Source organism: Stenotrophomonas sp. AC248 (assembly GCF_979258185.1).
This window is the reverse complement of sequence record NZ_OZ409840.1, coordinates 3,693,374-3,716,935: the sequence shown is the minus strand read 5'-3', so window position 1 is coordinate 3,716,935 and position 23,562 is coordinate 3,693,374. Positions and strand designations below refer to the sequence as shown.

25 protein-coding genes are annotated in these 23,562 nt (G+C 68.9%); 13 read left to right on the top strand and 12 right to left on the bottom strand.

Annotated elements, in window-relative coordinates; translation table 11 throughout:
• The first annotated feature begins 5 nt into the window (after positions 1-5).
• The gene (locus tag ACZ0AE_RS16750) at positions 6-218 is read left to right on the top strand and encodes a hypothetical protein (protein WP_463601670.1); all 213 of its coding nucleotides are present in this window, start codon (positions 6-8) and stop codon (positions 216-218) included.
• 82 nt (positions 219-300) lie between these two features.
• On the opposite strand, the gene ACZ0AE_RS16745 is transcribed toward ACZ0AE_RS16750, so the two are convergent.
• On the bottom strand, positions 301-1,404 hold the full coding sequence (locus tag ACZ0AE_RS16745; protein ID WP_463601669.1) for an alkene reductase: 1,104 nt from the start codon (positions 1,402-1,404) through the stop codon (positions 301-303).
• A gap of 127 nt (positions 1,405-1,531) precedes the next feature.
• On the opposite strand from ACZ0AE_RS16745, the gene ACZ0AE_RS16740 reads away from it, so the two are divergent.
• The 3 genes from ACZ0AE_RS16740 to ACZ0AE_RS16730 all read left to right on the top strand — a co-directional run bounded on the left by ACZ0AE_RS16740 (position 1,532) and on the right by ACZ0AE_RS16730 (position 4,246).
• Positions 1,532-2,440, top strand: a complete 909-nt coding sequence (locus ACZ0AE_RS16740; protein ID WP_463601668.1) for a LysR family transcriptional regulator — start codon at positions 1,532-1,534, stop codon at positions 2,438-2,440.
• An 80-nt stretch (positions 2,441-2,520) separates the two neighbouring features.
• The gene (locus ACZ0AE_RS16735; protein ID WP_244880174.1) at positions 2,521-3,240 is read left to right on the top strand and encodes a hypothetical protein; all 720 of its coding nucleotides are present in this window, start codon (positions 2,521-2,523) and stop codon (positions 3,238-3,240) included.
• Between the two features lie 19 nt (positions 3,241-3,259).
• On the top strand, positions 3,260-4,246 hold the full coding sequence (locus ACZ0AE_RS16730; RefSeq protein ID WP_463601667.1) for an alpha/beta hydrolase family protein: 987 nt from the start codon (positions 3,260-3,262) through the stop codon (positions 4,244-4,246).
• A 12-nt stretch (positions 4,247-4,258) separates the two neighbouring features.
• On the opposite strand, the gene ACZ0AE_RS16725 is transcribed toward ACZ0AE_RS16730, so the two are convergent.
• On the bottom strand, positions 4,259-4,816 hold the full coding sequence (locus tag ACZ0AE_RS16725) for a DUF4240 domain-containing protein (RefSeq protein ID WP_463601666.1): 558 nt from the start codon (positions 4,814-4,816) through the stop codon (positions 4,259-4,261).
• 122 nt (positions 4,817-4,938) lie between these two features.
• On the opposite strand from ACZ0AE_RS16725, the gene ACZ0AE_RS16720 reads away from it, so the two are divergent.
• From ACZ0AE_RS16720 to fghA, 4 genes are read left to right on the top strand one after another with little or no spacing between them, the layout of a single operon-like run.
• Entirely contained in the window at positions 4,939-5,214 is a 276-nt protein-coding gene (locus ACZ0AE_RS16720; protein ID WP_038691827.1) for a metal/formaldehyde-sensitive transcriptional repressor, read from the top strand.
• Positions 5,215-5,269: 55 nt separating this feature from the next.
• Positions 5,270-6,379 carry an S-(hydroxymethyl)glutathione dehydrogenase/class III alcohol dehydrogenase gene (locus ACZ0AE_RS16715; RefSeq protein WP_137190334.1) on the top strand — a complete coding sequence of 370 codons (1,110 nt, stop codon included), beginning with the start codon at positions 5,270-5,272 and terminating at the stop codon, positions 6,377-6,379.
• 7 nt (positions 6,380-6,386) lie between these two features.
• Positions 6,387-6,746 (top strand): YqcC family protein, encoded by a 360-nt coding sequence (locus ACZ0AE_RS16710; RefSeq protein WP_463601665.1) that lies wholly within the window; start codon positions 6,387-6,389, stop codon positions 6,744-6,746.
• A 10-nt stretch (positions 6,747-6,756) separates the two neighbouring features.
• Positions 6,757-7,587: an S-formylglutathione hydrolase gene (fghA, locus tag ACZ0AE_RS16705; RefSeq protein WP_463601664.1), complete on the top strand. Its 831-nt coding sequence runs from the start codon at positions 6,757-6,759 to the stop codon at positions 7,585-7,587.
• A 161-nt stretch (positions 7,588-7,748) separates the two neighbouring features.
• Here the strand turns inward: fghA and ACZ0AE_RS16700 are convergent, their stop codons facing one another.
• The 3 genes from ACZ0AE_RS16700 to ACZ0AE_RS16690 all read right to left on the bottom strand — a co-directional run bounded on the left by ACZ0AE_RS16700 (position 7,749) and on the right by ACZ0AE_RS16690 (position 10,394).
• The gene (locus ACZ0AE_RS16700) at positions 7,749-8,609 is read right to left on the bottom strand and encodes a PA4780 family RIO1-like protein kinase (protein WP_038686301.1); all 861 of its coding nucleotides are present in this window, start codon (positions 8,607-8,609) and stop codon (positions 7,749-7,751) included.
• A gap of 122 nt (positions 8,610-8,731) precedes the next feature.
• Positions 8,732-9,424, bottom strand: coding sequence for a M23 family metallopeptidase (locus ACZ0AE_RS16695; RefSeq protein WP_463601663.1), 693 nt, complete (start codon positions 9,422-9,424; stop codon positions 8,732-8,734).
• 4 nt (positions 9,425-9,428) lie between these two features.
• Positions 9,429-10,394: a L,D-transpeptidase family protein gene (locus ACZ0AE_RS16690; RefSeq protein ID WP_463601662.1), complete on the bottom strand. Its 966-nt coding sequence runs from the start codon at positions 10,392-10,394 to the stop codon at positions 9,429-9,431.
• A gap of 187 nt (positions 10,395-10,581) precedes the next feature.
• Here ACZ0AE_RS16690 and ACZ0AE_RS16685 point away from each other — a divergent pair, with 187 nt between their 5' ends.
• A complete protein-coding gene (locus tag ACZ0AE_RS16685) occupies positions 10,582-12,024 on the top strand; it encodes a GGDEF domain-containing protein (protein ID WP_463601661.1) in 1,443 nt (480 codons plus the stop codon).
• 20 nt (positions 12,025-12,044) lie between these two features.
• Here the strand turns inward: ACZ0AE_RS16685 and ACZ0AE_RS16680 are convergent, their stop codons facing one another.
• Both ACZ0AE_RS16680 and ACZ0AE_RS16675 read right to left on the bottom strand, forming a co-directional pair.
• Entirely contained in the window at positions 12,045-12,503 is a 459-nt protein-coding gene (locus ACZ0AE_RS16680; protein WP_244880175.1) for a hypothetical protein, read from the bottom strand.
• Between the two features lie 36 nt (positions 12,504-12,539).
• Positions 12,540-12,986, bottom strand: coding sequence for a universal stress protein (locus ACZ0AE_RS16675; RefSeq protein WP_038686308.1), 447 nt, complete (start codon positions 12,984-12,986; stop codon positions 12,540-12,542).
• A gap of 148 nt (positions 12,987-13,134) precedes the next feature.
• Between ACZ0AE_RS16675 and ACZ0AE_RS16670 the strand changes: the two genes are divergently transcribed.
• From ACZ0AE_RS16670 to ACZ0AE_RS16655, 4 genes are all read left to right on the top strand, one after another.
• Positions 13,135-14,043 (top strand): LysR family transcriptional regulator, encoded by a 909-nt coding sequence (locus tag ACZ0AE_RS16670; protein ID WP_463601660.1) that lies wholly within the window; start codon positions 13,135-13,137, stop codon positions 14,041-14,043.
• Between the two features lie 181 nt (positions 14,044-14,224).
• On the top strand, positions 14,225-15,769 hold the full coding sequence (locus ACZ0AE_RS16665) for an MFS transporter (protein WP_463601659.1): 1,545 nt from the start codon (positions 14,225-14,227) through the stop codon (positions 15,767-15,769).
• A gap of 17 nt (positions 15,770-15,786) precedes the next feature.
• Positions 15,787-16,842 carry an HlyD family secretion protein gene (locus ACZ0AE_RS16660; RefSeq protein ID WP_463601658.1) on the top strand — a complete coding sequence of 352 codons (1,056 nt, stop codon included), beginning with the start codon at positions 15,787-15,789 and terminating at the stop codon, positions 16,840-16,842.
• Positions 16,839-18,263 (top strand): efflux transporter outer membrane subunit, encoded by a 1,425-nt coding sequence (locus tag ACZ0AE_RS16655; RefSeq protein ID WP_463601657.1) that lies wholly within the window; start codon positions 16,839-16,841, stop codon positions 18,261-18,263. Before ACZ0AE_RS16660 ends, ACZ0AE_RS16655 begins: the two co-directional genes overlap by 4 nt.
• A gap of 251 nt (positions 18,264-18,514) precedes the next feature.
• Here ACZ0AE_RS16655 and ACZ0AE_RS16650 read toward each other — a convergent pair whose 3' ends face one another.
• From ACZ0AE_RS16650 to ACZ0AE_RS16630, 5 genes are all read right to left on the bottom strand, one after another.
• Complete coding sequence (locus ACZ0AE_RS16650) at positions 18,515-18,856, bottom strand: hypothetical protein (protein ID WP_463601656.1); 342 nt, start codon at positions 18,854-18,856, stop codon at positions 18,515-18,517.
• A 104-nt stretch (positions 18,857-18,960) separates the two neighbouring features.
• Positions 18,961-19,905: a DegV family protein gene (locus ACZ0AE_RS16645; protein ID WP_038686319.1), complete on the bottom strand. Its 945-nt coding sequence runs from the start codon at positions 19,903-19,905 to the stop codon at positions 18,961-18,963.
• Between the two features lie 92 nt (positions 19,906-19,997).
• On the bottom strand, positions 19,998-20,627 hold the full coding sequence (locus tag ACZ0AE_RS16640) for a DsbA family protein (RefSeq protein ID WP_463601655.1): 630 nt from the start codon (positions 20,625-20,627) through the stop codon (positions 19,998-20,000).
• Positions 20,628-20,681: 54 nt separating this feature from the next.
• A complete protein-coding gene (locus ACZ0AE_RS16635; protein ID WP_463601654.1) occupies positions 20,682-21,968 on the bottom strand; it encodes an amidohydrolase family protein in 1,287 nt (428 codons plus the stop codon).
• On the bottom strand, positions 21,965-23,374 hold the full coding sequence (locus ACZ0AE_RS16630) for an amidohydrolase (RefSeq protein WP_463601653.1): 1,410 nt from the start codon (positions 23,372-23,374) through the stop codon (positions 21,965-21,967). The genes ACZ0AE_RS16635 and ACZ0AE_RS16630 overlap by 4 nt, the downstream gene beginning before the upstream one ends.
• Between the last annotated feature and the right edge of the window lie 188 nt (positions 23,375-23,562).

Here is a 23,562-nt window from a genome sequence, read left to right as displayed (position 1 = left end):
CGGCCATGCCTGGGCCTGCTGCACTCAGCGACGCGGACTTCCGCCAGCTCGCCGACCATCTGCTGGCGTTGGACGCCGGACGGATGCCGGCGCCGTTGCCGCCGCACCTGCGTGCGCACCCGGTGGCGACCCTGGCCGACGCCGGGCAACTGGACCAGGCGGTGGTGGCCCTGATGGGCGACGTACCCAACCCCTGGCGCGGCCTGCTGTTGCGATAACCCCGCGCGGGCGGAAGGTAGAGCCACCCCATGGGTGGCTGCACGCACCCACGGAATCACCACGCCCGCGCCGGCCCCATGATCAGCCGGCAACCGGGTAATCGGTATACCCCTCCGCCCCACCGCCGTAATACGTGGCCCGATCCGGCACCGCCAGCGCCACATCGCGCTCCAGCCGCGCCACCAGGTCCGGGTTGGCGATGAACGGCTGGCCGAACGCCGCCAGATCGATGATGCCCTCGTCCACCAGTCGCAGCGCGCGCGCGCGGGTGAGGCTGCCGGCCAGGATCAGGGTGCCGCCGTAGCTCTGCTTGAACGTGCGCAGGAACGCCTCGCTCAGGACCGACACGCCCCGTGCATGGTTGTCGTTGAGGTGCACGTAGGCCAGGCCGCGCTTGCCCAGTTCCTGCGCCAGGTACAGATACGCCGCTTCGTTGCCGACGTACTCGGGCATGTCGAACTGCAGGTTGTTCGGTGCCAGCCGCACGCCCACGCGGTGCGACCCGATCCGCGCGACCATCGCGTCGACGGTCTCCAGGATCAGGCGCGCGCGGTTCTGCAGCGTGCCGCCGTAGCCGTCGGTGCGGTCATTGGTGACCGGGTTGAGGAACTGTTCGAACAGGTAGCCGTTGGCCGCGTGCAGTTCGATGCCGTCGAAACCGGCGGCGATCGCGTTGTCGGCCGCGCGCGCGAAGTCGTCGACGATGCCGGGCAGCTCGTCGGTGCGCAGGGCACGCGGCGGGGTCGGATCGGCCTGCCCACGGCTGCCGTCCTCGCGGTACACGAACGCGCTGCTCTTCGGGTCGCTCGCCACCGGGCGGGTGCCCGCGCTGACCGGCTGGCCGCCGTCGGGCTGCAGTGAGGCGTGCGACATGCGGCCGACGTGCCAGAGCTGGGCGAAGATGACGCCCCCTTCGGCATGCACGGCAGCGGTGACCGGCTTCCAGCCGTCCACCTGTTCGGCCGACCACATGCCCGGCACGTCGATGTAGCCCTGGCCCTGCGGCGACACCGGGGTGCCTTCGCTGATGATCAGCCCGGCACTGGCGCGCTGCCGGTAGTACTGCGCGGTGAGGGCGTTGGCCACGGTGCCGGGGTTGCGTGCGCGGGTCATCGGCGCCATCGCGATGCGGTTGCGCAGGGGGGTGCCGGCGAGGTCGTAGGGCTGGAAGAGCAGGGCGGTCATAAGGCGGAACTCGTGGGGAAGGGGGCGCCAGCGGCGCGACCCCTTCAAGATAGGGTTGACCTGGAGGCGCATAAAGGACTTCAATTTCCCAGCAAGTGGGACATTGTGTCCCCAATGGAGCGCGGTGATGCTGCCAGTGGAATCGTTGAACGGGCTCGTCACCTTCGTCACCACGGCGCGCTCGGCCACGTTCACCGAAGCGGCCGAGACCCTGGGCATCTCGCGCTCGGCGGTGGGCAAGGCGATCGCGCGGCTGGAGGAGCGCCTGGGCGTGCGGCTGTTCCATCGCACCACGCGGCGCATTTCGCTCACCGCCGATGGCCAGGCCTACTTCGCCTCCTGCGCCACCGCGCTGGAAGAGATCGCCTCGGCCGAGGCGTGCCTGGGCTCGGCCTCGCACCTGCCGGCAGGGCGCCTGCGCATCGACATGCCGTCCTCGTTCGGGCGGCTGATGATCCTGCCGGTGCTGCTGCGCATCTGTGCCGAACACCCCGAACTGCAGCTCACCATGACCTTCACCGACCACTTCGTGGACCCGGTCGAAGAAGGCATCGACCTGTTGATCCGCTTCGGTGGGCTGGACCAGGCCCAGCACCTGGTTGCGCGACGGCTGGGCACCCAGCAGCTGATCACCTGCGCGTCGCCGGCCTACCTGGACAGGCACGGCACGCCCGCCACCGTGGACGACCTGCATGCGCATCGCAGCATCGTCGGCTATCGGTACGGCCAGCCGGTGGCGTGGCGGATCGGAGAAGACGCGGGGCAAGCGCGCTTCATTCCCAGCGGCACCCACCAACTCAACGATGGCGATGCCGTGATCGAGGCGGCCATCGCCGGCCTGGGCATCTGCCAGATGCCGCACTTCCTGGTGAAGCGGCACCTGCAGACGGGCGCGTTGCAGCAGGTGCTCGGCCAGTGCATGCAGCACCATGTGGAGATCCACGCGCTATGGCCGCAGACCCGGCACCTGCGCCCGAAGGTGCGTTACGTGGTGGATGCGCTGGCGACATTGGCCGATGCCGGTGCGTTCGACTGAGCCGGGCCGGTAGGCATCGGTTGTCAGTGCCGTGCCAAGCAGGCCATCATCAATGCCACCAACCACGGACGGGAGTGGAGATGCGCGGCGCACACGCAGTGATGAGCACGATCCGGTGCGGGCTGCCGATACTGCTGCTGGCAAGCCCGGCGGCGCAGGCCAGCCAGGCCGCAAGTACCGAGGCCATCTACATCGAATTTCTGTGGGCCAGGACACCGGTGGGGGCGTTGGCACGGCAACAGACGCGGCAGTTCGTTCTGGAAGGTGGTCCGGTGCACCAGGTGTGCGTCGCGGCGAATGCGCACGATACCGATGTGCAGGGCCTGACCCTGGCGATCCGCGACGGGGCTGGCATGGAGGTGTCCCGCAGCACCCATGCCGACTATCGCGGCCGCAAGCAGTGTTTCCCCGCAGAGCTGGGCCACGACGGCGCGCCCGGGCAGTGGACGGTGGACACGTGGCTGGGCGATGGACGCCATGCCAGCGCTACCGTGCGGGTGGATCGCACGCTGGATGATTCACCGTACATGCGCGACCCCGCCATCGCCTATGTGTACGGCCGCCCCAACTACGACGCGGACATTTCGCCCGCGGATTGGGTGGGACGGGTGGAATGGCAGATGGACGTGGACCCGCAGGGGCGCGTCACCCATGTGGCCATCGTCGCGGCCGAGGGCGTGGGCACGCGCCTGCGTGACCGGGCGATCGCTGCCGGTTACATCAGCCTGTTTCCGCCCGACGCCGCGCGCACGCAAACGCCGCTCCGTGCGCGGCGCGCGCTGACGTTCGCAGCGGAATGACACCGCCAATGGATGCACCATGATCAACGCGATTCATCGTGTCACCTGGGCAATTGTCGGCGTGCTGTGCCTGGGCGCGGCAAGCGCGTCGCCGCTGCATGAGCAGCTGAGCGTACCCCGCGTGGACGGAACCCTTCTGGATGTACAGGTGCACCGGCCTGCGTCGGCGGGAAAGGTGCCGTTGCTGGTCTTCATCGATGGCTCGCTGTGCATTCCGTCCACGCTCAACGACAGCGTGGCGTGGCTTCAGCAGCAGGTGGACGGCCCGCATCCTTTCGCCTTGGCCGTGATCGAAAAGCCCGGCACCGTCGTCCCGCCGCGCACTGCCGACGGTGGCATCGACATCGGCCCGGAGTTCCACTGCAGCGACGCGTTCCGCCAGCACTACACCCTGGATCAACGCGTTATTGATCACCTGCGTGCGTTGCAGTATCTGCACCGCCACGCACCGTGGTGGAACGGCGCGCTGTGGATCTGGGGATTCTCCGATGGGGGGCGCATCGGCGCGCAGCTGGCCGCGTACGCGCCGCAGACTACGGCGGTGGCGCTGATCGGCTTCGGCGGCGGGACACCGATGGCCGAATCGATGCAGGACATGGTGTGTGGAGCCAACGGCACGCCAACCACCTGCCGCCAGGAACTGCGCGCCAGGATGGACACCATTCGCGCCGAGCCGGTGCCCGGCAAGGACTGGATGGGCGAGGCCAACACCTTCGCGGTCTGGGCCGGTCGCCTGGATGCGGTGGAGGCCAACGTGCTGCGGGATCTGCGTGCCCCATTGCTGGTGGTGCACGGTGAGCGCGACGGCTCGGTGCCGGTGGCGTCGGCACGTAAGCTGGCCACGGCGATGCAGGGGGCGGGCGTTACCTTCCGCTACGTGGAGGTGCCCGGCATGCGGCACAGCCTGTGGAGTACGCCCACTGAGGCACAGGCGCTTGAGTTGCACCGGGACGTGCTGGACTGGTTGCGTAGCAAGGCGTTTGGCGAGGGCGACAGCGAAGGGTAGGAGGTTTCTGCCTCAGCCGAACCGCGCCGCCAACCGCGGCACCAGCGCCTCCACGTCGCCATCGACGTCGTCCCACGGCGCATCGATATCGGCGGCGTAGTGGATCGTGGCCATGAGCGCGGCGTGGTCGGCTGCACTCGGCGCGTGCGCGCGCATTGCCTCGCCCAGCGCGACATGGTCCGGCTCCATGCCCTGGTGCTGAAACCAGGCCGCGCCTCCCACCGCAAGCATGCCTTCGCCCTCCGCCGGCGTAGCGCCCAGCGGATGGGCGGCCAGGGAATCGGGGTCGCGCAGGGCGGCCAGGAAGCACGCCTGACCCTGCCCGATCAGCCAGCCGCGGAAGTAATCGAAGCCATCGTCGCTGCAGCCGTCGGTGATGATGTAGGCCGCCGCCCACAACCGGCTCTTGTATGACAGGGCATGGTAAATCTGGAAATACCCGCACCAGCGCAGGAGGGCATCGGCGTCCTGTGCGGCCAGGCGCTGGGTCAGCAGCGCGGGCAGGGCGTCCGGCGACGGGGCGTCCTGCCGGGCCTGCTCGATGAGGGTCCAGAATGCGTGGCGGTCCATGCGGGCGGTTCACGAGGGGGAGCCCCGTTCTAGCCCATGGCCTGCGCCGAAGCAACCGCGCAGTGACCCGCGCGAGCGGTTGTGTATACTATCCCCCAGTATAGTTCTCTGGTCATTTGCCCGTGCCGCACTCCCCGGAAGAAAAGAAGAAGGTCCTGGCCCGCGTGCGCCGCATCCGCGGCCAGTGCGATGCGCTGGACCGGGCGCTGGACGCCGGGGCCGAGTGCGGGCCGGTGCTGCAGCAGATCGCGGCGATCCGCGGTGCGGTCAACGGGCTGATGTCCGAAGTGATGGAAGCCCACCTGCGTGAAGAATTCGGCCAGCCGGCGCAGTCCGATGCGCAGCGCGCCGAGCGTGTGCGCGACATGAGCGCGCTGATCCGTTCCTACCTGAAATAAGCGCGCGGCTACCCGCGCGCGCACCTGTCTTGTTCCTTGCCTTGGAGAGTTCCCGATGAAATCCCGTGCCGCTGTAGCGTTTGGTCCCGGCCAGCCGTTGAAGATCGTCGAGATCGACGTCGCCCCGCCGAAGAAGGGCGAAGTGCTGGTCAAGATCACCCATACCGGTGTCTGCCATACCGATGCGTTCACCCTGTCCGGCGATGATCCGGAAGGCCTGTTCCCGGCCGTGCTGGGCCATGAAGGCGCCGGCATCGTGGTGGAAGTGGGCGAGGGCGTCACCAGCGTCGCGCCGGGCGACCACGTCATTCCGCTGTATACCGCCGAATGCGGTGAGTGCCTGTTCTGTACCTCGGGCAAGACCAACCTGTGCGTGGCCGTACGCGCCACGCAGGGCAAGGGCGTGATGCCCGATGGCACCACCCGCTTCAGCTACAACGGCGAGCCGATCTACCACTACATGGGCTGCTCGACCTTCAGCGAGTACACCGTGGTGGCCGAGGTCTCGCTGGCCAAGATCAACCCCGAGGCGAACCCGGAACACGTGTGCCTGCTGGGCTGCGGCGTCACCACCGGCATCGGCGCGGTGCACAACACCGCCAAGGTGCAGGAAGGCGATTCGGTGGCCGTGTTCGGGCTGGGCGGCATCGGCCTGGCGGTGATCCAGGGCGCGCGCCAGGCCAAGGCCGGCCGCATCTTCGCCATCGACACCAACCCGTCCAAGTTCGACCTGGCCAAGCAGTTCGGTGCCACCGACTGCGTCAACCCGAAGGACTTCGACAAGCCGATCCAGCAGGTGATCGTGGAGATGACCACCTGGGGCGTGGACCACACCTTCGAGTGCATCGGCAACGTCAACGTGATGCGTGCGGCACTGGAATGCGCGCACCGTGGCTGGGGCCAGTCGGTGATCATCGGCGTGGCCGGCTCGGGTCAGGAAATCTCGACCCGTCCGTTCCAGCTGGTCACCGGCCGCTCGTGGAAGGGCACCGCCTTCGGCGGCGTGAAGGGCCGCAGCCAGCTGCCGGGCATGGTCGAAGACGCCATGAAGGGCGACATCGAACTGGCGCCGTTCGTCACCCACACCATGGACCTGGAGCAGATCAACGAGGCCTTCGAGCTGATGCACGAAGGCAAGTCGATCCGCTCGGTGGTGCATTACTGAGCGGCCCATGGGACTGACCGACTTCTGGAAGCGTCCGGCCGTGCCGCTGCGTGATGCGCTGGTCGACCAGATCGAGCAGGCGTTGCGCGCGCTCGGCTGGTTGCAGGGGCCGGTCGGCGCGCCGCGTCACGTCGATTCACCGTTCGGCATCGACGAGATGCCCTTCGAACAGTGGCTGGTGCAGGTGTTCCTGCCGCGCCTGCACGAAGCACGCCGCGACGGGCAATGGCCGCCGCAGAGCCAGGTTGCGGTGGCGGCGCGGCGCAACCTGGATGGTCAGGACGAATGCGAGCCCTTGCTGCAGCTGCTTGCGCAGCTGGACCATGACATCAACACCGGCGGCGCGCCTGTGCGCGACCGCCCCTGAAGGAACTTCCATGGAACGCATCGAACATCGCGCCGCCTTCGGCGGTTGGCAGGACGTGTACCAGCACCGCTCGGCGGTGCTGGGGTGCGAGATGAAGGTGGCGGTGTACCTGCCGCCGCAAGCGGCCACGCAGACACTGCCGGTGCTGTACTGGCTGAGCGGGCTGACCTGCACCGAGCAGAACTTCATCACCAAGGCGGGCGCGCAGCGCTATGCGGCCGAGCATGGGGTCATCCTGGTAGCGCCGGACACCAGCCCGCGTGGTGACGACGTGGCCGACGCCGAGGGCTACGACCTGGGCAAGGGCGCGGGCTTCTACCTCAATGCCACCGAGCAGCCGTGGGCGGCGCACTACCGCATGTACGACTACATCGTGGACGAACTGCCGGCACTGGTGGAAGCGCATCTGCCGGCAAGCGGTGCGCGCAGCATCAGCGGGCATTCGATGGGCGGCCACGGTGCGTTGGTGATCGCGCTGAAGAACCCCGGCCGCTACCGCAGCGTGTCGGCGTTCTCGCCGATCGTGGCACCCACCCGCGTGCCGTGGGGCCAGAAGGCGTTCACCGCGTACCTGGGCGAAGACCGCAGCGGCTGGGCGGCGTGGGACGCCAGCGAACTGGTCGCCTCCGCCGAAGAAAAGCTGCCGCTACTGGTGGACCAAGGCGGTGGCGATGAATTCCTGGACACCCAGCTGCAGCCGCAGTGGCTGCAGGCCGCCTGCACCGCCGCCGGCCACCCGCTGCAGCTGCGCCTGCAGCCGGGGTACGACCACAGCTACTACTTCATCAGCACGTTCATCGGCGACCACATCGCGCACCACGCCAAGGCGCTGCACGCCTGATCGTAGAGCCGACCGTTGGTCGGCTGCACGCAGCACCAGTGGGGTAGAGCCGACCGTTGGTCGGCTGCGCGCGGCACCAGAGGGGTAGAGCCGACCGTTGGTCGGCTGCGCGCGATACCGGAACAAGGAACAGCCACCCATGGGGTGGCTCTACCGCCGCCTCAATCCTCGTCTTCTTCCGCGGCCTCGCGACCCTGCTGGCGGATCAACGCTTCTTCGCGCGCATCGTTGATGGCGTGGCGCACGCTGTCCAGGTCGATGGTGGTTTCGTCGTGCACGAAGGTGCCGGTGAGCGGGCTGTCGGGCAGCAGGTCGCCGGCCTCGAACAACGCCCACATCTCCTCGCCGTACCAGCTGTCCAGCAGCTCCGGCGCGAAACGCCCCAGGTAGGCGGTGAGGTTGTTGACGTCACGCAGCAGCATGCTGCGCGCGGCATTGTTGCCGCCGGCGCTGACCACCTGCGGGAAGTCGATCACCACCGGGCCATCCGGCCCCACCAGCACGTTGTACGGCGACAGATCGCCATGGATCAGCCCGCAGCACAGCATGCGCACCACCTGGCGGACCAGAGTCTGGTGGAAGTCGCGGGCCTGGTCGGCCTCCAGCTCCACTTCGCCCAGGCGCGCGGCGGAAAAGCCGTCGGCGTCGGTCACCAGCTCCATCACCAGCACGCCATGGTAGTAGCCATGCGGTTCGGGCACGCGCACACCGGCGTCGCGCAGCTGGTACAGCGCGTCCACCTCGGTGTTCTTCCAGGCCGTTTCCTGCTGCTTGCGACCGTACTTGCTGGCCTTGCCTACCGCACGCGCTTCACGGCTACCGCGCACCTTGCGGCCTTCCTGGTACTGCACGCGCTGCTGGAAGCTGCGTTGGGCCATGTCCTTGTAGACCTTGGCACAGCGCACGTCGTCACCGCTGCGGACCACGTACACGGCCGCTTCCTTGCCGCTCTTGAGCGGGCGCAACACTTCATCGATCACGCCGTCGTCGATCAGCGCCTGCAAGCCTTGGGGGGTCTTCACGGAATCTCGGGTATGCGGCCGGCGCCAATGCGCCAGCCTGAAAGGGGGAGGGATTTTCGCATCTTCGGGGCGGGCCGGCCATCGGCGGCTGTTCAAGCGGGCCGCCGCACCGCCGGGCGGGCTCAGGGCAGCCGCTGCTCGCCGCGCAGCACCGGGTAGGGATTCAGCGAGGCGCCCTTCCACCAGTGCTTTTCCGGGCCCAGGGTATGGATCTCGAAATGAAGATGCGGGGCCTCAGGACTGGCATTGCCGGTGCTGCCGACGTAGCCGATCACCTGGCCGCGGGTGACGGTCTGCTTCTCGGCCAGGCCGTCGGCATAGCGCTCAAGGTGGGCGTAGTAGTAGCAATACCGCCCGCCGGGCTCGAACTGGTACACCGTCAGCCCGCCGCGATCGCTGTTGAACAGCTTCTCGATGGTGCCATCGGCCACCGCCAGCACGGGGGTGCCGGCCGGCGCCAGAATGTCGATGGCATCGTGCACGCGGCCTTCGCTGCGGGCGTCGGTGAAGGTGTCCTGCAGCTGGGCGGCGGTGATGCCTTGCACCGGCAGCACCAGCGCGCTGCCGTCTGCCGGGCGGGCCGGTGCCGCAGCCGGAGCAAGCGTCAGCGGCGCTGCCGGTGCCGCACTGCTGGCCATGGCCGCTGGCGCCGCCCGGGTCGGGGCGGCCAGCGCCGCCGGATCAGCCGGGGGCGGCACCGGGACCGCAGGCGTGGCGTCCGCATCCGCGCGCGGGCCGTCCACCACCGGGCCCAGCCACCACCAGCCGGCAATCCCGACCACCAGTCCCAGTGCCAGCAGCTTGGTCAGTTTCATCCGGTTACTCCTGCATCACTACCGGCACCGACGCATCCACCGCGTCGGCCACCTGCAGCGCGTCCCAGTTGGTCATGCGCACGCAGCCGTGCGATTCGGTCTTGCCCACGTGGCCCGGCTCGGGCGTCCCGTGCAGGCCGTAGTGCGGCTTGGAAATATCGATCCAGACCCGGCCCACCGGGTTGTTCGGGCCCGGCGGCAACAGCGCCTTGCTTTCCTTCTTGCTGGCATCCCAGAACAGCTTGGGGTTGTAGTGGAAGGTGGGGTCGCGCGAGATGCCCAGGATCTTCCACTTACCGATCGGCAGCGGGTCGTGCTTGCTGCCCGAAGACACCGGGAACTGTGCGTACACCTTGCCCTGCGCGTCGTACAGGCGCAGCGTGGAATCGGACTTGTCGATCACCAGCTTGGCCGCCTTGGGCAACGCCGCCGGTGCGATGTTGGGCACCTGGATCTCGCTGCCGGCCTTGGCCAGGTCCACGCCGGGGTTGAGCGCGCGCAGCAGTTCGGGCGCGGCGTGGAAGCGTTCGCCCAGCGCCTCGTCCACTGATGCGTAGCCAAGCGCCTTCAGTTTGGCCTGCTCGGCCGGTTTCTTCGGAATGGGCGCGAACGGGCCGGCCACATCCTCGGCAGTGAGCGTGTAGCGCGCCAGCACCGGGGTTGCGTCCGGCTGCAGCGCCTGCCAGGTGGCGTCATCCAGCTCGCCGGTCACTTTTAGTCCATGTGCGGCCTGGAAGCCGGCCACCGCGCGCTTCTGGTTGGAGCCGGTCAGCCCGTCGATCTGGCCGGGCGAGAAATGCGCGCGATCCAGCAGCACCTGCGCGTGCAGGTCCGAACGCGGGCCGGTGGCGGGTGTGCTGCTTTCGGCAACCGGTGCGGGCAGGGCAGCCGGTTGCTGGGCAAATGCGGGCGTAGCGCTGGCAAGGGCCAGCACCAGCAGCGAAACGGTGGCAGTGGGACGCAACGGCATTGACTACTCCAGGGCGGGCTCACCTGCACCATGCCGCAGCGGTGTGCACGGCTGTTGTGAAAACGCTGACGCGCAGCTGAGCGCAGCGGCGAGCGCGTGCAGGCGCTGTGAAGTGACACGCGCGGCTGCACCGGGTGCACGGCAAAGGCGGTATCGTGGGTCCACATCGCATCCGGGCGGGGATGGCATGGCAGCTGTGTTGGCGGCGTTGTACATCGTGTGCCACGGATTGGCCCTGGTGCTGTTGCCGGGCCATGCGCAGGCGGTGTCGTTCTCGTTCCTGATCGGTGCGCCGGTGTTGGCCGCCTTGGCCTGTCTGTGGCGGATGCTGCACAGCGAGGCGCGGGTGGGTTGGCTGGCCTTGAGCGCCGGCATGCTGCTGTGGGCCGGTGGCATGGCGTTGAACATGTACCAGGAAATCGGCCTGGGCACGCCCGATGCAACCCCCGGGGTGAGCATGCTGTTGTACGTGCTGTACGGGGTGCCGTTGACGTTTGCGATGGCCCATCCGCGTTACGAGCCGTGGTACCTGGTGGTCATCGACGGCGCGCTGGCCCTGCTGCTGGGCTATCTGTTCTTCGTGCACACCTTCTCGTTCGCCACGATGAGCGATGCCCCCGAGCAGGGCATCAACAGCCTGCGCCTGATGTTCGACATCGAAAACCTGTTCATCGCCGCCTTCGCGCTGGTGCGCTACCTGGCCAGCGAGGACGCATCGCGGCGCATCTTCTTCCGCGCCCTGGCCGCCTTCGCCTGGGTGTACATGGGCGTGGCGGCCTACATCAACCATGTCGCCACCGAGACCAGCTACGGCGGCTTGGCCGATCTGATCATCGACATTCCGTTCCTGCTGTTGGCCTGCCTGGCGCTGCGCCGTGGCGACGCGGTGGCCATGGACGCGCGGCGCCGCCTGGCCCTGGCCGTGCGTGCCGGCAGCCCGTTGATCCTGCCGGCGGCCTTGCTGGTGGTGTCGGCCTTGATGGTGGAGGCACACCCGCACCTGGCCGTGGTCGGCTTCGCGCTGGCCACGCTGGGATCGGGCCTGCGCGGGGTGGTGATGCAGGTGCGCGCGATGGAACGCCAGGATCAGTTGAACGTGCTGGCGCGGGTGGATGCACTGACCGGTGTGGCCAACCGCCGCCAGTTCGATCAGGTGCTGCAGGCGGAGTGGAGCCGCGCGCGACGCAGCGGCCAGGGCATGGCGTTGCTGATGGTGGACATCGATCATTTCAAGGAATTCAACGACCGCTTCGGCCACCCGCTGGGCGACGCCTGCCTGCGTGCCGTGGCCACCGCGCTGTCCGGATGCGCTACCCGTGGCACCGACGTGGTGGCCCGCTACGGCGGCGAGGAGTTTGCGGTGGTGGTGTCAGGTACCACCCGCGACGGCGCGCTGGCCCTGGCCGAGACCATGCGCCTGGCGGTGGAGCGGTTGCGGCTGGCCACCGCCGATCCGATCGGCAGCGTGGGTGTCACCATCAGCATCGGGATGGCGCACGTGGCGCAGGTAACCTCGGCCGACCCCATCGCGTTGCTGGCCGCTACCGATGCCGCGTTGTACGAGGCCAAGCGCGCCGGCCGCAATCGCGTGGTGGAAGGTCGGCTGCCCGAGGCGCACGCTCAACCGTAGATCCGTATCCCGCACGACAGTCAGCTGCGTACCCAGGCAGCCGGATCGAGCAGGCGCAGGCCCACCGGTGACAGCGTGGTCAGGCGCAGGCCAAGGTCGGCTTGGCGTGCGGCGTGGGCGCACTGGGCCAACTGGTCGCGCAGCGCCACCATGGCATCGCCGTCGTGGTGTGCACGCGGGCGCGGATGGCGCCATTGCGAGAGTCGGCGTACGCAGGCCAGCAGGTCCAGTTCGGTGGCGCCGATGAACGGCGAGCCGGGTTGCAGCAGTTCGATCGGCGCGTGGCCGGTGCGCAGCAGTGGCACCAACGCAGTGAAGGCGCCGACGCCGTCGGCATCCAGGCCAAGGCCGCCCAGCAATGCGACGGCGTCATCGCGGGTCGCGGGGTCGGCCACGCGGCGCAGCGCGCACAGCAGGCGTTGCTCGACGGCATTGCATCGCCTGCCGATCGACTGGTAGCTGACGCGGGTGGGGGACATGGGGGTGCGATAGGGCATGGGCGGCCTGCGAGGGGGTCAGGGACCGGCGTCGCGGACCTCGACCAGCACCGGGCACGGGGCGTGGTCGATGGTCCATTGGCCGACGGAGCGTTCAAACAACCGCTCCATCCGGGAAAGATGCCGGTGGCCGATGACAATCAGGTCGCAGTCGTGCTCGCGGGCGTAATCGCACAGGACCTGGGCCGGTTCCCCGGCCGGGTGGCTGGCCACGCCATCGATGCCGCGCTCGCGCAGCTGGTCCAGCGCGGTGGTCAGCAGGTGCACGGCCTGCTGGCGCTGGGCGTCGGCGGCCGCGTACTCGGTGCGATCGGCGCGCGGGGCATCGTCGGCCAGCGCAAAGGCCGGGTCCAGTACGCACAGCAGGTGCAGGCGGGTGTGCGGGGTGGCCAGCGACCCGGCCAGTGCCAGCACCTGGGCGTGCTGGGGGCCGCCGTCGATGGCGACCAGGATGGAGGTGAACATGCGGCATCTCGCAGGGGGGACGGGGATGGTCGCGCAAAGCACCGCGCGCACCCATGCCGTGCGCCGCAGGCATGGATTGCGTCAAACGCATGAATCGTCGAATTGGCATGCCGTAAAGTGACTGCCATCCTCCCTGTGTGCCACCGCCATGCCTGACCTGAACCTGCTGCTTGCCCTGGACGTGTTGATCGAGGAGGGCAGCGTGGTCGGCGCTGCGCGGCGGATGAACCTGAGCGCGCCGGCGATGAGCCGCACCCTGGGGCGCATCCGCGAGGCGGTCGGCGACCCGGTGCTGGTGCGCTCGGGCCGGGGGCTGGCGCCCACCCCGCGCGCGCTGCAACTGCGCGAGCAGGTGCGGGAGGTGATCGAACAGGCGCACCTGGTGTTCAACGCCGGCCGCGAGGTCGACATGCTGACCCTGGAGCGCACCTTCAGCATCCGCGCCAACGATGTGTTCGTGGGTACCTACGGCGGCCGCATGCGCGAGTTGTTCCAGTCCCAGGCACCGCGCGCAGTGCTGCGCTTCGTGCCCGAAGGCGACGGCGATGACGATGCCATGCAGCAGGGCCGCATCGACCTGCACATCAGCACCGCCGGCAAGCACGGCGCCGACACCAAGGTGCAGAACCTGTTCAGTACCTCCTTCTTCGGGGCCGCGCGCGAGGACCACTCGCTGTTCGGCGACGAGATCACCGTGCAGCGGTTCGTCGCCTACGACCACATCGCGGTGTCGCGGCGCGGGCGCGCGCATGGGCCGATCGACGATTACCTGACCACGCAGGGCCTGCAGCGCCGGGTGGCGCAGATCATGCCCACCTTCCATTCGGCGATCTTCGCCGCGGCCGATTCGGACCTGATCCTGCCGCAGATGCCGAGCGTGATGCTGGGCCGGCTGGAACGGCTGGGCGTGCCGCTGCGGCTGTTCGAGCTGCCGATTCCGGTCAGCACCGCCGTTGTGGTGCAGGCATGGCACCCACGCCTGGACAGCGATCTGGCGCATCGTTGGCTGCGCCGCAGCATCAAAGCCCTGTGCGATGCACAGTCAGGCCTGGCCTGAGTTGGGGACGCGGGCGGGGCGTGCAGGGTGACCCTCGAGACGTGCGCGTGACGCATTCCAGGATTGGCCGGCACAGCATTTTTCGCAGCATGCGCACTGCCTAGACTGCCGCTCCCCGTCGTGGAGTGGTTGCCATGTTCCTGCTGTATGCCGTGCACTGTGCCGTTAGCGGCGGTGCGCGATGAATGCGCTGAGCGCACCCGTGCCGGCCGCCGCTTCACCTGCCGCCCCGGCGTCGCCGCCGCAGGCCGTGCTGAGCCCGCGCCTGGCGGTCGGCTTGTGCGGCGTGCTGCTGGCGGTGCTGATCTCGGGCATCAACGAAAACGTCACCAAGGTCGCGCTGGCCGACATTCGCGGTGCGATGGGCTTCAGCGTCGATGCGGGCAGCTGGATCGTGGCGGTGTACACGGCGATGTCAGTCAGTGCGATGGCGTTCGCGCCGTGGTGTGCGGTGACGTTCTCGCTGCGTCGCTTTGCGATGTGCATGATCGGTGCGTTCATGCTGCTGGGCGTGCTCTGCCCGCTGGCGCCGGACCTGCCTTCTTTCCTGATCCTGCGCGCGCTGCAGGGCCTGGCCGGTGGCGCGTTGCCGCCGCTGCTGATGAGCGTGGCGCTGCGCTTCCTGCCGCCGGGCATCAAGTTGTACGGGCTGGCCGGCTATGCACTCACCGCCACGTTCGGGCCCAGCCTGGGCACGCCGATGGCGGCGCTGTGGGTGGAATACGTGGGCTGGCACTGGGCCTTCTGGCAGATCGTGCCGTGGTGCGTCGCGGCCATCGCCATGGTCGGCTGGGGCCTGCCGCAGGATCCGCTGCGGCTGGAGCGCTTTGCACAGTTCAACGGGTTGGGCTTGGCGTTGGGCCTGCCGGCGCTGGTGATGCTGGTGCTGGGCCTGGTGCAGGGGCCACGGCTGGACTGGTTCGCCTCGCCGCTGATCTGCACGCTGCTCGGCGGCGGCAGTGGCCTGCTCGTGCTGTTTTTCTACAACGAATGGTCGCACCCGCTGCCGTTCTTCAAGCTGCAGCTGCTGGCCAACCGCAACCTCAGCTACGCGCTGATCACCCTGGGCGGGGTGCTGTTCGTGCTGCTGGCGGTGATCCTGATTCCGTCCAGCTTCCTGGCCCAGGTGCAGGGCTACCGGCCGCTGCAGACGGCGCCGCTGATGCTGTGGGTGGCCATTCCACAGCTGCTGGCACTGCCGTTGGTGGCCACGCTGCTCAATCAGCGCCGGGTGGACTGCCGCTGGGTGCAGGCGACCGGGCTGGCGTTGCTGGCGCTGGCCTGTTGGCTGGGCAGCCACCTGGGCACCGACTGGAACCGCGACAACTTCGTGCTGCTGCAACTGGTGCAGATTCTTGCCCAGCCGATGGCGGTGCTGCCGTTGTTGCTGCTGGCTACCGGCAGCCTGGCGCCGGCCGACGGCCCGTTCGCCTCGGCCTGGTTCAACACGGTCAAAGGCTTTGCCGCGGTGCTGGCCGGGGGCGTGCTTGAGGCGGTGACCACCGCGCGCAACCACCTGCATTCCACCGTGCTGGTGGAGCGCCTGGGCAACGCGCCGTGGCTGGACGCTGCCGCCTCGCCGTCGCTGGGCGCGCGCCTGCATGCGCAGGTGGTCGCACTCACCGCCGCCGATCTCTACCTGCTGGTTGCCGTGGTCGCCGTCGCGTTGATCGCGCTGATTCCATGGCTGCCCACCCGCATCTTCCCGCCACGCGCCGTGGCTTGAATTCCAGGATATTTCCCATGAGCGACACCCGAAAACACGTTCCCTTCGTCATCGCCGCAGGCGTGCTGGTGCTTGCCGTCGGCGGCTGGCTGCTGCTGCGCGACGGCCGCCACCAGCGCACCAATAATGCCTACGTCACCGTTGACTTCACTGTGGTGGCGCCCAAGGTGGCCGGCTTCGTCAGCGAGGTGCGCGTGGCCGACAACCAACCAGTGAAGGCCGGCGACGTGCTGGCCCGCATCGATGACCGCGACTACCAGGTGGCCCTGACCGCCGCGCGTGCCGACCTGGCCAATGCGCGTGCGCAGCTGGCCAATGCGCAGGCCGCGCTGGCCCAGCAGGATTCGCTGATCGACCAGGCGCGCGCCACGCTGGATGTGAGCCAGTCCGAACTGACCCTGGCCCAGGCCGACCAGCAGCGCTACGGCGCGCTGGCCCGCGACGGTGCCGGCACCGTGCAGAACGCGCAGCAGGCCCAGTCGCGCCAGGCCGTGGCCAGCGCGCACCTGCACCAGGGCCGGGCGGCGCTGCTTACCGCACGCCAACGCACCGGCATTCTCAGCGCCGGCGTGCAGGCTGCGCAGGCGGCGGTGCAACGCGCCGAAGCGGCGCAGGCGCGGGCCGAACTGGACCTGTCGCACACCGAACTGCGCGCGCCGATCGACGGTGTGGTCGGCCGTCGCGCGATCCGCGTGGGCGCCTACCTCACCCCGGGCACGGCGGTGCTGGCGGTGGTGCCGCTGCAGCAGGCGTTCGTGGTGGCCAATTTCCAGGAAACCCAGCTCACCCGCATGCGCGCGGGGCAGGCGGTGGACCTGCAGGTGGATATGTTCCCCGGCCAGCCGCTGCATGGCCACATCGACAGCATCGCCCCGGCCACGGGCGTGACCTTCGCGGCGGTGGCCCCTGAAAACGCCACCGGCAACTTCACCAAGGTGGTGCAGCGGGTGCCGGTCAAGATCGTGCTGGACAAGGACCAGCCGTTGCTCGGCCAGCTGCGTGCGGGCATGTCGGTGGAGGCCAGCGTCGACCTTGACAGCGGGCATCGCGGCCTTGAAGGAGCGGGCGCATGACCGGCAAAGTAACCTGGCGCGCGCTTCCGCTGGGCGTGCTGTGTGCGGCGTTGACGGCCTGCACCCTGGGCCCCGACTTTGTGCGCCCGACCGCGCAGCTGCCCGCCCAGTGGCAGGGCGCTGCGATCAGCGCTGACGCCTTGGCCAGCGATGCACAGTGGTGGGCCGCATTCGAGGATCCCACCCTGGCCGCGTTGGCCGCGCAGGCGCTGCAGGCCAACCTGGACATCCAGCTGGCGGCCAACCGTGTGCAGCAGAGCCGTGCCGCGCGCGGCATCGTCGCGGCCGACCGCGTGCCCAGCGTGGGTGCCACCGCCAGCGGCGTGCGCGCACGCAACAGCGAAGTGGGTCTCAACGATCCGTCCGGCAATGGCGGGCGTGAGGATTACGGCCTGTTCCAGGCCGGTATCGGTGTGAGCTGGGAGCTGGACCTGTGGGGCCGCGTGCGGCGCCAGGTGGAGACGGCCGACGCGCGCATCGAGATCGCCGCTGAGGACGCCCATGCGATGCAGACCGCGGTGCTGGCCGAAACCGCGCGCGACTACCTGCAGCTGCGCGCGACCCGCCAGCTGCTGGCCATCACCGAGGACAACCTGCGCATTGCACGCGACATCGCGCGGTTGACCAGCGTGCGCCAACGCCAAGGCGTGGCCAGCACCCTGCAGGTGGCCAGTGCCGCCGCCCAGGTAGCGGCGCTGGAGGCGCGCCTGGCACCGCTGCGCCATCGCGATGCGCAGTTGCGCAATGCCTTGGCGATGCTGCTGGCCCAACCCCCGCAGGCGCTGGATGCCCGCTTGGCCGACATCCGCCGCGACTGGCCGGTGTTGTCCGCGATGGCCACCGGGCTACCCAGCGAACTGGCCGAGCGCCGCCCGGACATCCGGCGCGCCGAAGCGGCCCTGCATGCGGCCACCGCCTCCATCGGCGTGGCCAAGGCCAGCTTCCTGCCGCGCATCACCCTCAACGGCGACATCGGCTACCAGGCGCAGCAGCTGGACGATCTGGACGGCTGGAACGCGCATCGCTTCAGCATCGGGCCATCGATCAGCCTGCCGATCTTCCAGGGCGGCCGACTCAAGGCCAACCTCGCCGTGAGCCGGCTGCAGCAGCAACAGGCGGCGCTGCAGTTCCAGCGCACCGTGCTGCAGGCCTGGCATGAAGTGGATGATGCGATCGACGGCTACGCCGCCGAGCAGCAACGCGGTGCCGCGCTGCAGGTGGCGGTGGACCAGAGCGAACGCGCGCTGGACGCGGCGCGGCGCCAGTACCAGGCGGGCGTGGTGGACATGCTGGACGTGCTTACCACCCAGCGCATCGCGCTGGACAACCAGGCGGCGCTGGCCAACAGCCAAGCCACCGCGGCGATCGCCCGGGTGGATCTGTACCGCGCGCTGGGCGGCGGCTGGCACGACACCCGGTAGTGCCGGCCGCTGGCCGGCAACCCGCAATGTCACAACACCCGGTAGTGCCGGCCGCTGGCCGGCAACCCGCAATGTCACAACACCCGGTAGTGCCGGCCGCTGGCCGGCAACCCGCAATGTCGCAACACACGGTAGTGCCGGCCGCTGGCCGGCAACCCGCAATGTCGCAACACACGGTAGTGCCGGCCGCTGGCCGGCACCCAGCAATGTCACAACACCCGGTAGTGCCGGCCGCTGGCCGGCACCCAACCTCAACGCACGTCGCGCAGTTCCCAGTGGTGCCCGGCCAGCATGCGCAGGCGCTGCTTGAACACATCGCTGTCGATGCGGGTGGTCACCACCAGGTTGATGCGCAGGTCATCCTGCGCGCCGATCACGGTGGCATCGGGGTCGGTGGCACCCCACTGCGACTCGACCGCATCCGGGTCGGGCTGCTTGGCGCGCCACTTCTCGAACAGGGCGGTGCTGCGCAGGGCGTCCTGCAGTTCCTCGGCGAAGCCGGCCGCGCTCTGCGAGTGGAAGGACAGGTCTGGATCGTTGCCGCGGGCCTTGGAAGGGTCCGGCAGGCTGATGTGGTACTGCGACATGGTCATCTCCGTTGAAGGCTGCAAGGCTGGCAGAAACGCGGTGGATTTGGCGTGCAGATCGCGGCGGTTGTTGCCGGGCAGAGCCCGGCAATATCCGCTGAAGACCGGCACTACGCGCTGAAGGTATGCGGCCCGTCGGCAAACCCCACCGTGAGTGCGCCCTTGCCCACGTTGACCATGCCGGTCAGGCTCATCACCGCTTCGAACATCTGCACGCCGTGCGCCTCGCAGGTCTGGCGCAGGCTGGCATAGCCGGGCAGCGCCTGCAGGTCGGCCAGCTCGCCGCCATAACTGACGCACACGGTGGGGGTCATCAGCCCGGCCTTGACCCGCTGGCCGACGAAGTCGAACAGCTTCTGTACCGCGTTGTCGAAGCCCTTGATCTTGGCCACCGGGCCGGTCTCACCGCGGTACCCGTGCAGCACCGGCTTGATGTCCAGTGCGCTGCCCAGCGCCGCGCTGAGCAGGCCCACGCTGCGGTCCCCCTTGTGGCGTGCGCGGGCGCGCATGTAATACAGGTCGCGCGTGACCATGTAGCCGTGCACGTTCTGCGCCAGCATTTCCAGCCGCTCGCGGATCTGCTGCACGCTGGCCCCGCTCTCGCGCAGGCGCACCGCTTCCACCGCGGTCACGCCCTGGGCGGCGAACAGGTTCTGGGTATCCAGCACCCGCAGCGCGAAGGGCGAGTTGAAGCCTGCCGCCTGGCGCACCGGCTTGTAGTCGTTGAGGATCGCGAAGCTCGCCTGCATCGCGTTGTCGTGGATGGGGCTGCGGGTCTTGGTGATCGTCATGCAGAACACATGGTCGTAATCGATCACCAGCTTGCCCAGGAACAGGTCGCGGATCTGGGTGACGCTGAACGGAATGGTCTCCGCTTCGGCGCCGTGTTCGGCCACGTGGGCGTGCAGGAAACTGAGCGTGGCCTGCTCGTCGCGGTGGTCGGCAAGCACGGCTTCGCCGATGCGCACCGTGATCGGCAGCAGCACGATGTTGTGTTGTTCAATGAAGTCCTGCGGCAGATCGCAGGCAGAGTCGACGACGATTCCGATGCGCATCCTGAGCCCCCCTCCGGGCAGGTTGTAGGTTCGGAACTGTGAAAGCTATCCCAAAACCGCCGCCGCTGCCTGACCGGGGACCTGGCGTCGGGTCAACGGCTGCGCTGGACCGCCACCGGCAGGGTATCCACCCGGTCCCACTCACCGCCCTGGACCGTGTCGGGATCGGCCAGCACGGCCTGCATCAGCGCGTGGGCGTCGTTGCCCCAGTACAGCTCGCCGTCGATGGACAGGGTGGGGACCCCGAACACCCCGGCGGCGATGGCCGCATCGGTATTGCGCCGCAGCTGCTCCTTGACGTCGGGCGCGCTGATCGCCTCGGCCACATGGGCCACGTCCAGCATGGCGCCCGGCAGGGCCAGGGACGCGGCACTGTCGGCGGTGTGGCCGTCGCGCCAGATCCAGTTGAACAGGATGTCCACCGACGCCGGGGTGGCACCGGCGGCCAGGCACAGCCGCAGTGCGGCCAGCGGGTTGAACGGGTGCCCGGGCGGGAAGCGCAGCGGCACACCCTGCTGCTGCGCCTGCCACAGCACCTGGCGGTAGGTGAAGCGGCGTTTGGCCGGAATCTCGGCCGGGCCCAGGTTGCCCAGGTGGTGCAGCACCGCGCCGAAGGCGATCGGCACCGGGGTGATCCGCTCGAACTGCGGCAGGGTCTTGAGCTGCTGCCAGTGCAGGTAGGCGAAGGGCGAGACGAAATCGAAATACCAGCGCAGCGCCATGGGCACTCCCGGGGGGACGGTGCGGCGGGCGTCATGCCCGCCGCAGGATGGGGCTCAGCGTGAGTATGCGCGCGGTTCGGCCGACGCTGGCGTCATGTAGCGGTCGCGCAGCTCGGTCTGCCGCGAGCGCATCGGCATGGCGCGGCCGCCCAGCCAGACCTGCTCGGCATAGTGGCCCACATCGAGGGGGTCGCCTTCCCACAGCACCAGGTCGGCCAGCTTGCCCACCTCGATGCTGCCGATGCGATCGCCCACGCCCAGCACCTGCGCCGGCACCCGGGTCAGCCCGGCCAGACCGTCCTGCCAGGGCAGGCCGTTGGCCACGGCATTGCCGGCCAGCTGGCGCATCTTGCGTGCGTTGTGCGAGGCATCGTCGCGCTGGGCGAAGCTGACCTGCACCCCGGCGGCACGCAGCCGCGCGGCGTTTTCCAGCGTGGCACCGAGCTGGTCGAAACTGCTGGGCAGGTTGCCCAGTGCATCCACGAACACCGGCACGTTGGCCTGCGCCAGCTGCGGGGCCAGGCGCCAGGCCTCGGTACCGCCAGCAATGGCGATCTTCACGTTCTCGCGGCCGGCCCAGCGCAGCAGCTGGCGGATGTCAGCGGCGCGGTCCACCTGCACCACCAGCCGGCCTTGCCCGGCCAGGTAACGTGCCAGCGTGGCGCGCCCGGCGGGGGTGAGCAGGGCATGCGGGGAATCGGCGGGCACGCGCCCGCGCGCTTCGCTGACCATCTGTTCCAGCAGCATCCACTGCGCCGCGCGCGAGTTGCCGGTTAGTTCCGCCCCCGCCGCGCCCAGCCGGATATACAGCGCCAGCGGCCCGATCGGGTCGGCGCTGCCGTCCAGCCGCATCACCCCGCCCTGGCCGGCAATGAAGCCGCCGCCGCTGTTGGCCCCCAGCGCGGTGAAGCCGATGCCGTCCAGCCGTGCCACTGGAATCAACACCGAGGCCGGGTTGAAGGCCAGGCTGACGTCGAACTCCGGCCGCAGCGGCTGGTCGTCCAGCTTCAGCGTGCTGTCCACCGTGGCCGACTCGCCGGACACCTCTTCGATGCCGATGTCGGTGATGCCGCCGAACAACGCCGGGGTCAGCGGCTTGCCCGCCGCCTCGACCACGCTGACGCCGGCCGGTGCGACCAGGCCGGCACCGACCGCGCGGATGATGCCGCCCTGGACCAGCACGTCGGCGTGTTCCAGGCTGCCGCGCGCGCTGGCGGTATGCACCGTGGCGTTGCGCACCAGCAGGTCCTGCGCGTGCACGGGCAACGCGGCCAGCATCAGCAGCGCGGTCGTGCCGAGCCACGCCCGGCAACGCGCGGAAAGGAGCAGAACCCGGTTCATCGACCCACCTCCTGGCCCAGCATGAAGTCCGACAGCGGCTGCCGCCGCGCATCACGTCGGTCGTACACCTGGTGGCCGTCGATGAACACCTGTTCGGCCTGCGCGTAGGAGCTGAAGGGGCTGCCGTTCCACACCACCACATCGCCCATCTTGCCCGCCTCCAGGCTGCCGGTCTGTTTCTCCACGCCGAGTGAGCGCGCCGCGTTGTAGCTCAGCCAAATCATCGCGCGCTCCGGGGCGATCTCGATCCCGGCCCGGCGCGCGTTGGCGATCACCTTGGCCGCTTCCTGGTTGAGCCGCTGGATGCCCTCGGGGGAATCGGAGTGCACGATCGCGCAGCTGTTGGCCGGTCGGTCGACCAGCGCGATGTTGTCCTGGATGCCGTCGAACGCTTCCATCTTGAAGCCCCACCAGTCGGCCCACAGCGCGCCGCACACGCCTTCGGCGGCGAGACGGTCGGACAGCTTGTAGGCCTCCACCGCGTGGTGGAAGGCGGCGATCTTGAAGCCGAATTCCTTGGACAGGTCGAGCATGGTGGCCATTTCATCGGCGCGGTAGCAGTGGATGTGCACGCGGATGTCGCCCTGGATCGCACCGGCCAGCGTATCCAGCTTGAGGTCACGCTTGCCGCCGGTATCGCCGGCGCTGTCGCCCTTGTCGCTGCCGCTGAACCAGCGCTTCTTCTGTTGTTTCTTCGGTGCGTTCTTGGCGATGTACTCGCTGGCATCGATGAAGGCCGCGCGGTACCCGGCCACGTTGCCCATGCGCGTGCCCGGGGCCACGCCCTTGCCGCCGCCGTACACGCGCTTGGGGTTCTCACCGCAGGCCATTTTCAGGCCCCACGGCGCGCCCGGGAATTTCATGGCCTGGTAGGTGGTGGCCGGCACATTCTTCAGCGTCACCCCGCGCCCGCCCACCAGGTTGGCCGACCCGGGCAGCACCTGCATCGCGGTCACGCCCCCGGCCAGCGCGGCGGCAAAGCCCGGGTCCTGCGGCCACACCGAATGCTCGGCCCACACGTTGGCGGTGACCGGCGCGGTCATCTCGTTGCCGTCGCTGTGCGCGCTTACCCCAGGACTGGGGTAGACGCCCAGGTGCGAATGCACGTCGATGATGCCGGGGGTGACCCACTTCCCGGCCGCATCGATCCGGACCGCGTTGGCCGGTGCCTCCAGCGCGCTGCCCACCGCGCGGATGCGGCCGTCCTGCAGCAGCACGTCGGCGTTGTCCAGGCGCGTGCCGGTGCCAGTCAGCACGGTGGCGTTGTGGATCAGCACCGGTGCCGAGGCGATCGGCGCATAGGTGGTGGGGTAGGGGTCCTGCACGAAGCGCGAGGCGGCGGGCGCAGGCGCGAGGCCGATCGAAAACAACGCCAGGCCGACGCCGACGCTCAACAACTTGTGCATGGATTCCCCGGGGTTACATGGACGCAGCCGCCGACGCTAGCCGGGCAGGGGGGCGTTTGCCAAGTGACGAACTGCAGGGGTGTTGGCTATCGCGAAATGTTTCGTAATCATTAAACGGTTGTGAACAAATGGTGAATATGAGGTACGCTCGGGGTGGGGCTCACCCCGCTCAGTTCCGTGAAATTGAT

Bases quoted from the DNA above. Each gene is read 5' to 3' on its own strand.
- ACZ0AE_RS16750 (WP_463601670.1), top strand. From the start codon at position 6: ATGCCTGGGCCTGCTGCACTCAGCGACGCGGACTTCCGCCAGCTCGCC.
- ACZ0AE_RS16745 (WP_463601669.1), bottom strand. From the start codon at position 1,404: ATGACCGCCCTGCTCTTCCAGCCCTACGACCTCGCCGGCACCCCCCTG.
- ACZ0AE_RS16740 (WP_463601668.1), top strand. From the start codon at position 1,532: ATGCTGCCAGTGGAATCGTTGAACGGGCTCGTCACCTTCGTCACCACG.
- ACZ0AE_RS16735 (WP_244880174.1), top strand. From the start codon at position 2,521: ATGCGCGGCGCACACGCAGTGATGAGCACGATCCGGTGCGGGCTGCCG.
- ACZ0AE_RS16730 (WP_463601667.1), top strand. From the start codon at position 3,260: ATGATCAACGCGATTCATCGTGTCACCTGGGCAATTGTCGGCGTGCTG.
- ACZ0AE_RS16725 (WP_463601666.1), bottom strand. From the start codon at position 4,816: ATGGACCGCCACGCATTCTGGACCCTCATCGAGCAGGCCCGGCAGGAC.
- ACZ0AE_RS16715 (WP_137190334.1), top strand. From the start codon at position 5,270: ATGAAATCCCGTGCCGCTGTAGCGTTTGGTCCCGGCCAGCCGTTGAAG.
- ACZ0AE_RS16710 (WP_463601665.1), top strand. From the start codon at position 6,387: ATGGGACTGACCGACTTCTGGAAGCGTCCGGCCGTGCCGCTGCGTGAT.
- fghA (WP_463601664.1), top strand. From the start codon at position 6,757: ATGGAACGCATCGAACATCGCGCCGCCTTCGGCGGTTGGCAGGACGTG.
- ACZ0AE_RS16695 (WP_463601663.1), bottom strand. From the start codon at position 9,424: ATGAAACTGACCAAGCTGCTGGCACTGGGACTGGTGGTCGGGATTGCC.
- ACZ0AE_RS16690 (WP_463601662.1), bottom strand. From the start codon at position 10,394: ATGCCGTTGCGTCCCACTGCCACCGTTTCGCTGCTGGTGCTGGCCCTT.
- ACZ0AE_RS16685 (WP_463601661.1), top strand. From the start codon at position 10,582: ATGGCAGCTGTGTTGGCGGCGTTGTACATCGTGTGCCACGGATTGGCC.
- ACZ0AE_RS16680 (WP_244880175.1), bottom strand. From the start codon at position 12,503: ATGTCCCCCACCCGCGTCAGCTACCAGTCGATCGGCAGGCGATGCAAT.
- ACZ0AE_RS16675 (WP_038686308.1), bottom strand. From the start codon at position 12,986: ATGTTCACCTCCATCCTGGTCGCCATCGACGGCGGCCCCCAGCACGCC.
- ACZ0AE_RS16670 (WP_463601660.1), top strand. From the start codon at position 13,135: ATGCCTGACCTGAACCTGCTGCTTGCCCTGGACGTGTTGATCGAGGAG.
- ACZ0AE_RS16665 (WP_463601659.1), top strand. From the start codon at position 14,225: ATGAATGCGCTGAGCGCACCCGTGCCGGCCGCCGCTTCACCTGCCGCC.
- ACZ0AE_RS16660 (WP_463601658.1), top strand. From the start codon at position 15,787: ATGAGCGACACCCGAAAACACGTTCCCTTCGTCATCGCCGCAGGCGTG.
- ACZ0AE_RS16655 (WP_463601657.1), top strand. From the start codon at position 16,839: ATGACCGGCAAAGTAACCTGGCGCGCGCTTCCGCTGGGCGTGCTGTGT.
- ACZ0AE_RS16650 (WP_463601656.1), bottom strand. From the start codon at position 18,856: ATGACCATGTCGCAGTACCACATCAGCCTGCCGGACCCTTCCAAGGCC.
- ACZ0AE_RS16645 (WP_038686319.1), bottom strand. From the start codon at position 19,905: ATGCGCATCGGAATCGTCGTCGACTCTGCCTGCGATCTGCCGCAGGAC.
- ACZ0AE_RS16640 (WP_463601655.1), bottom strand. From the start codon at position 20,627: ATGGCGCTGCGCTGGTATTTCGATTTCGTCTCGCCCTTCGCCTACCTG.
- ACZ0AE_RS16635 (WP_463601654.1), bottom strand. From the start codon at position 21,968: ATGAACCGGGTTCTGCTCCTTTCCGCGCGTTGCCGGGCGTGGCTCGGC.
- ACZ0AE_RS16630 (WP_463601653.1), bottom strand. From the start codon at position 23,374: ATGCACAAGTTGTTGAGCGTCGGCGTCGGCCTGGCGTTGTTTTCGATC.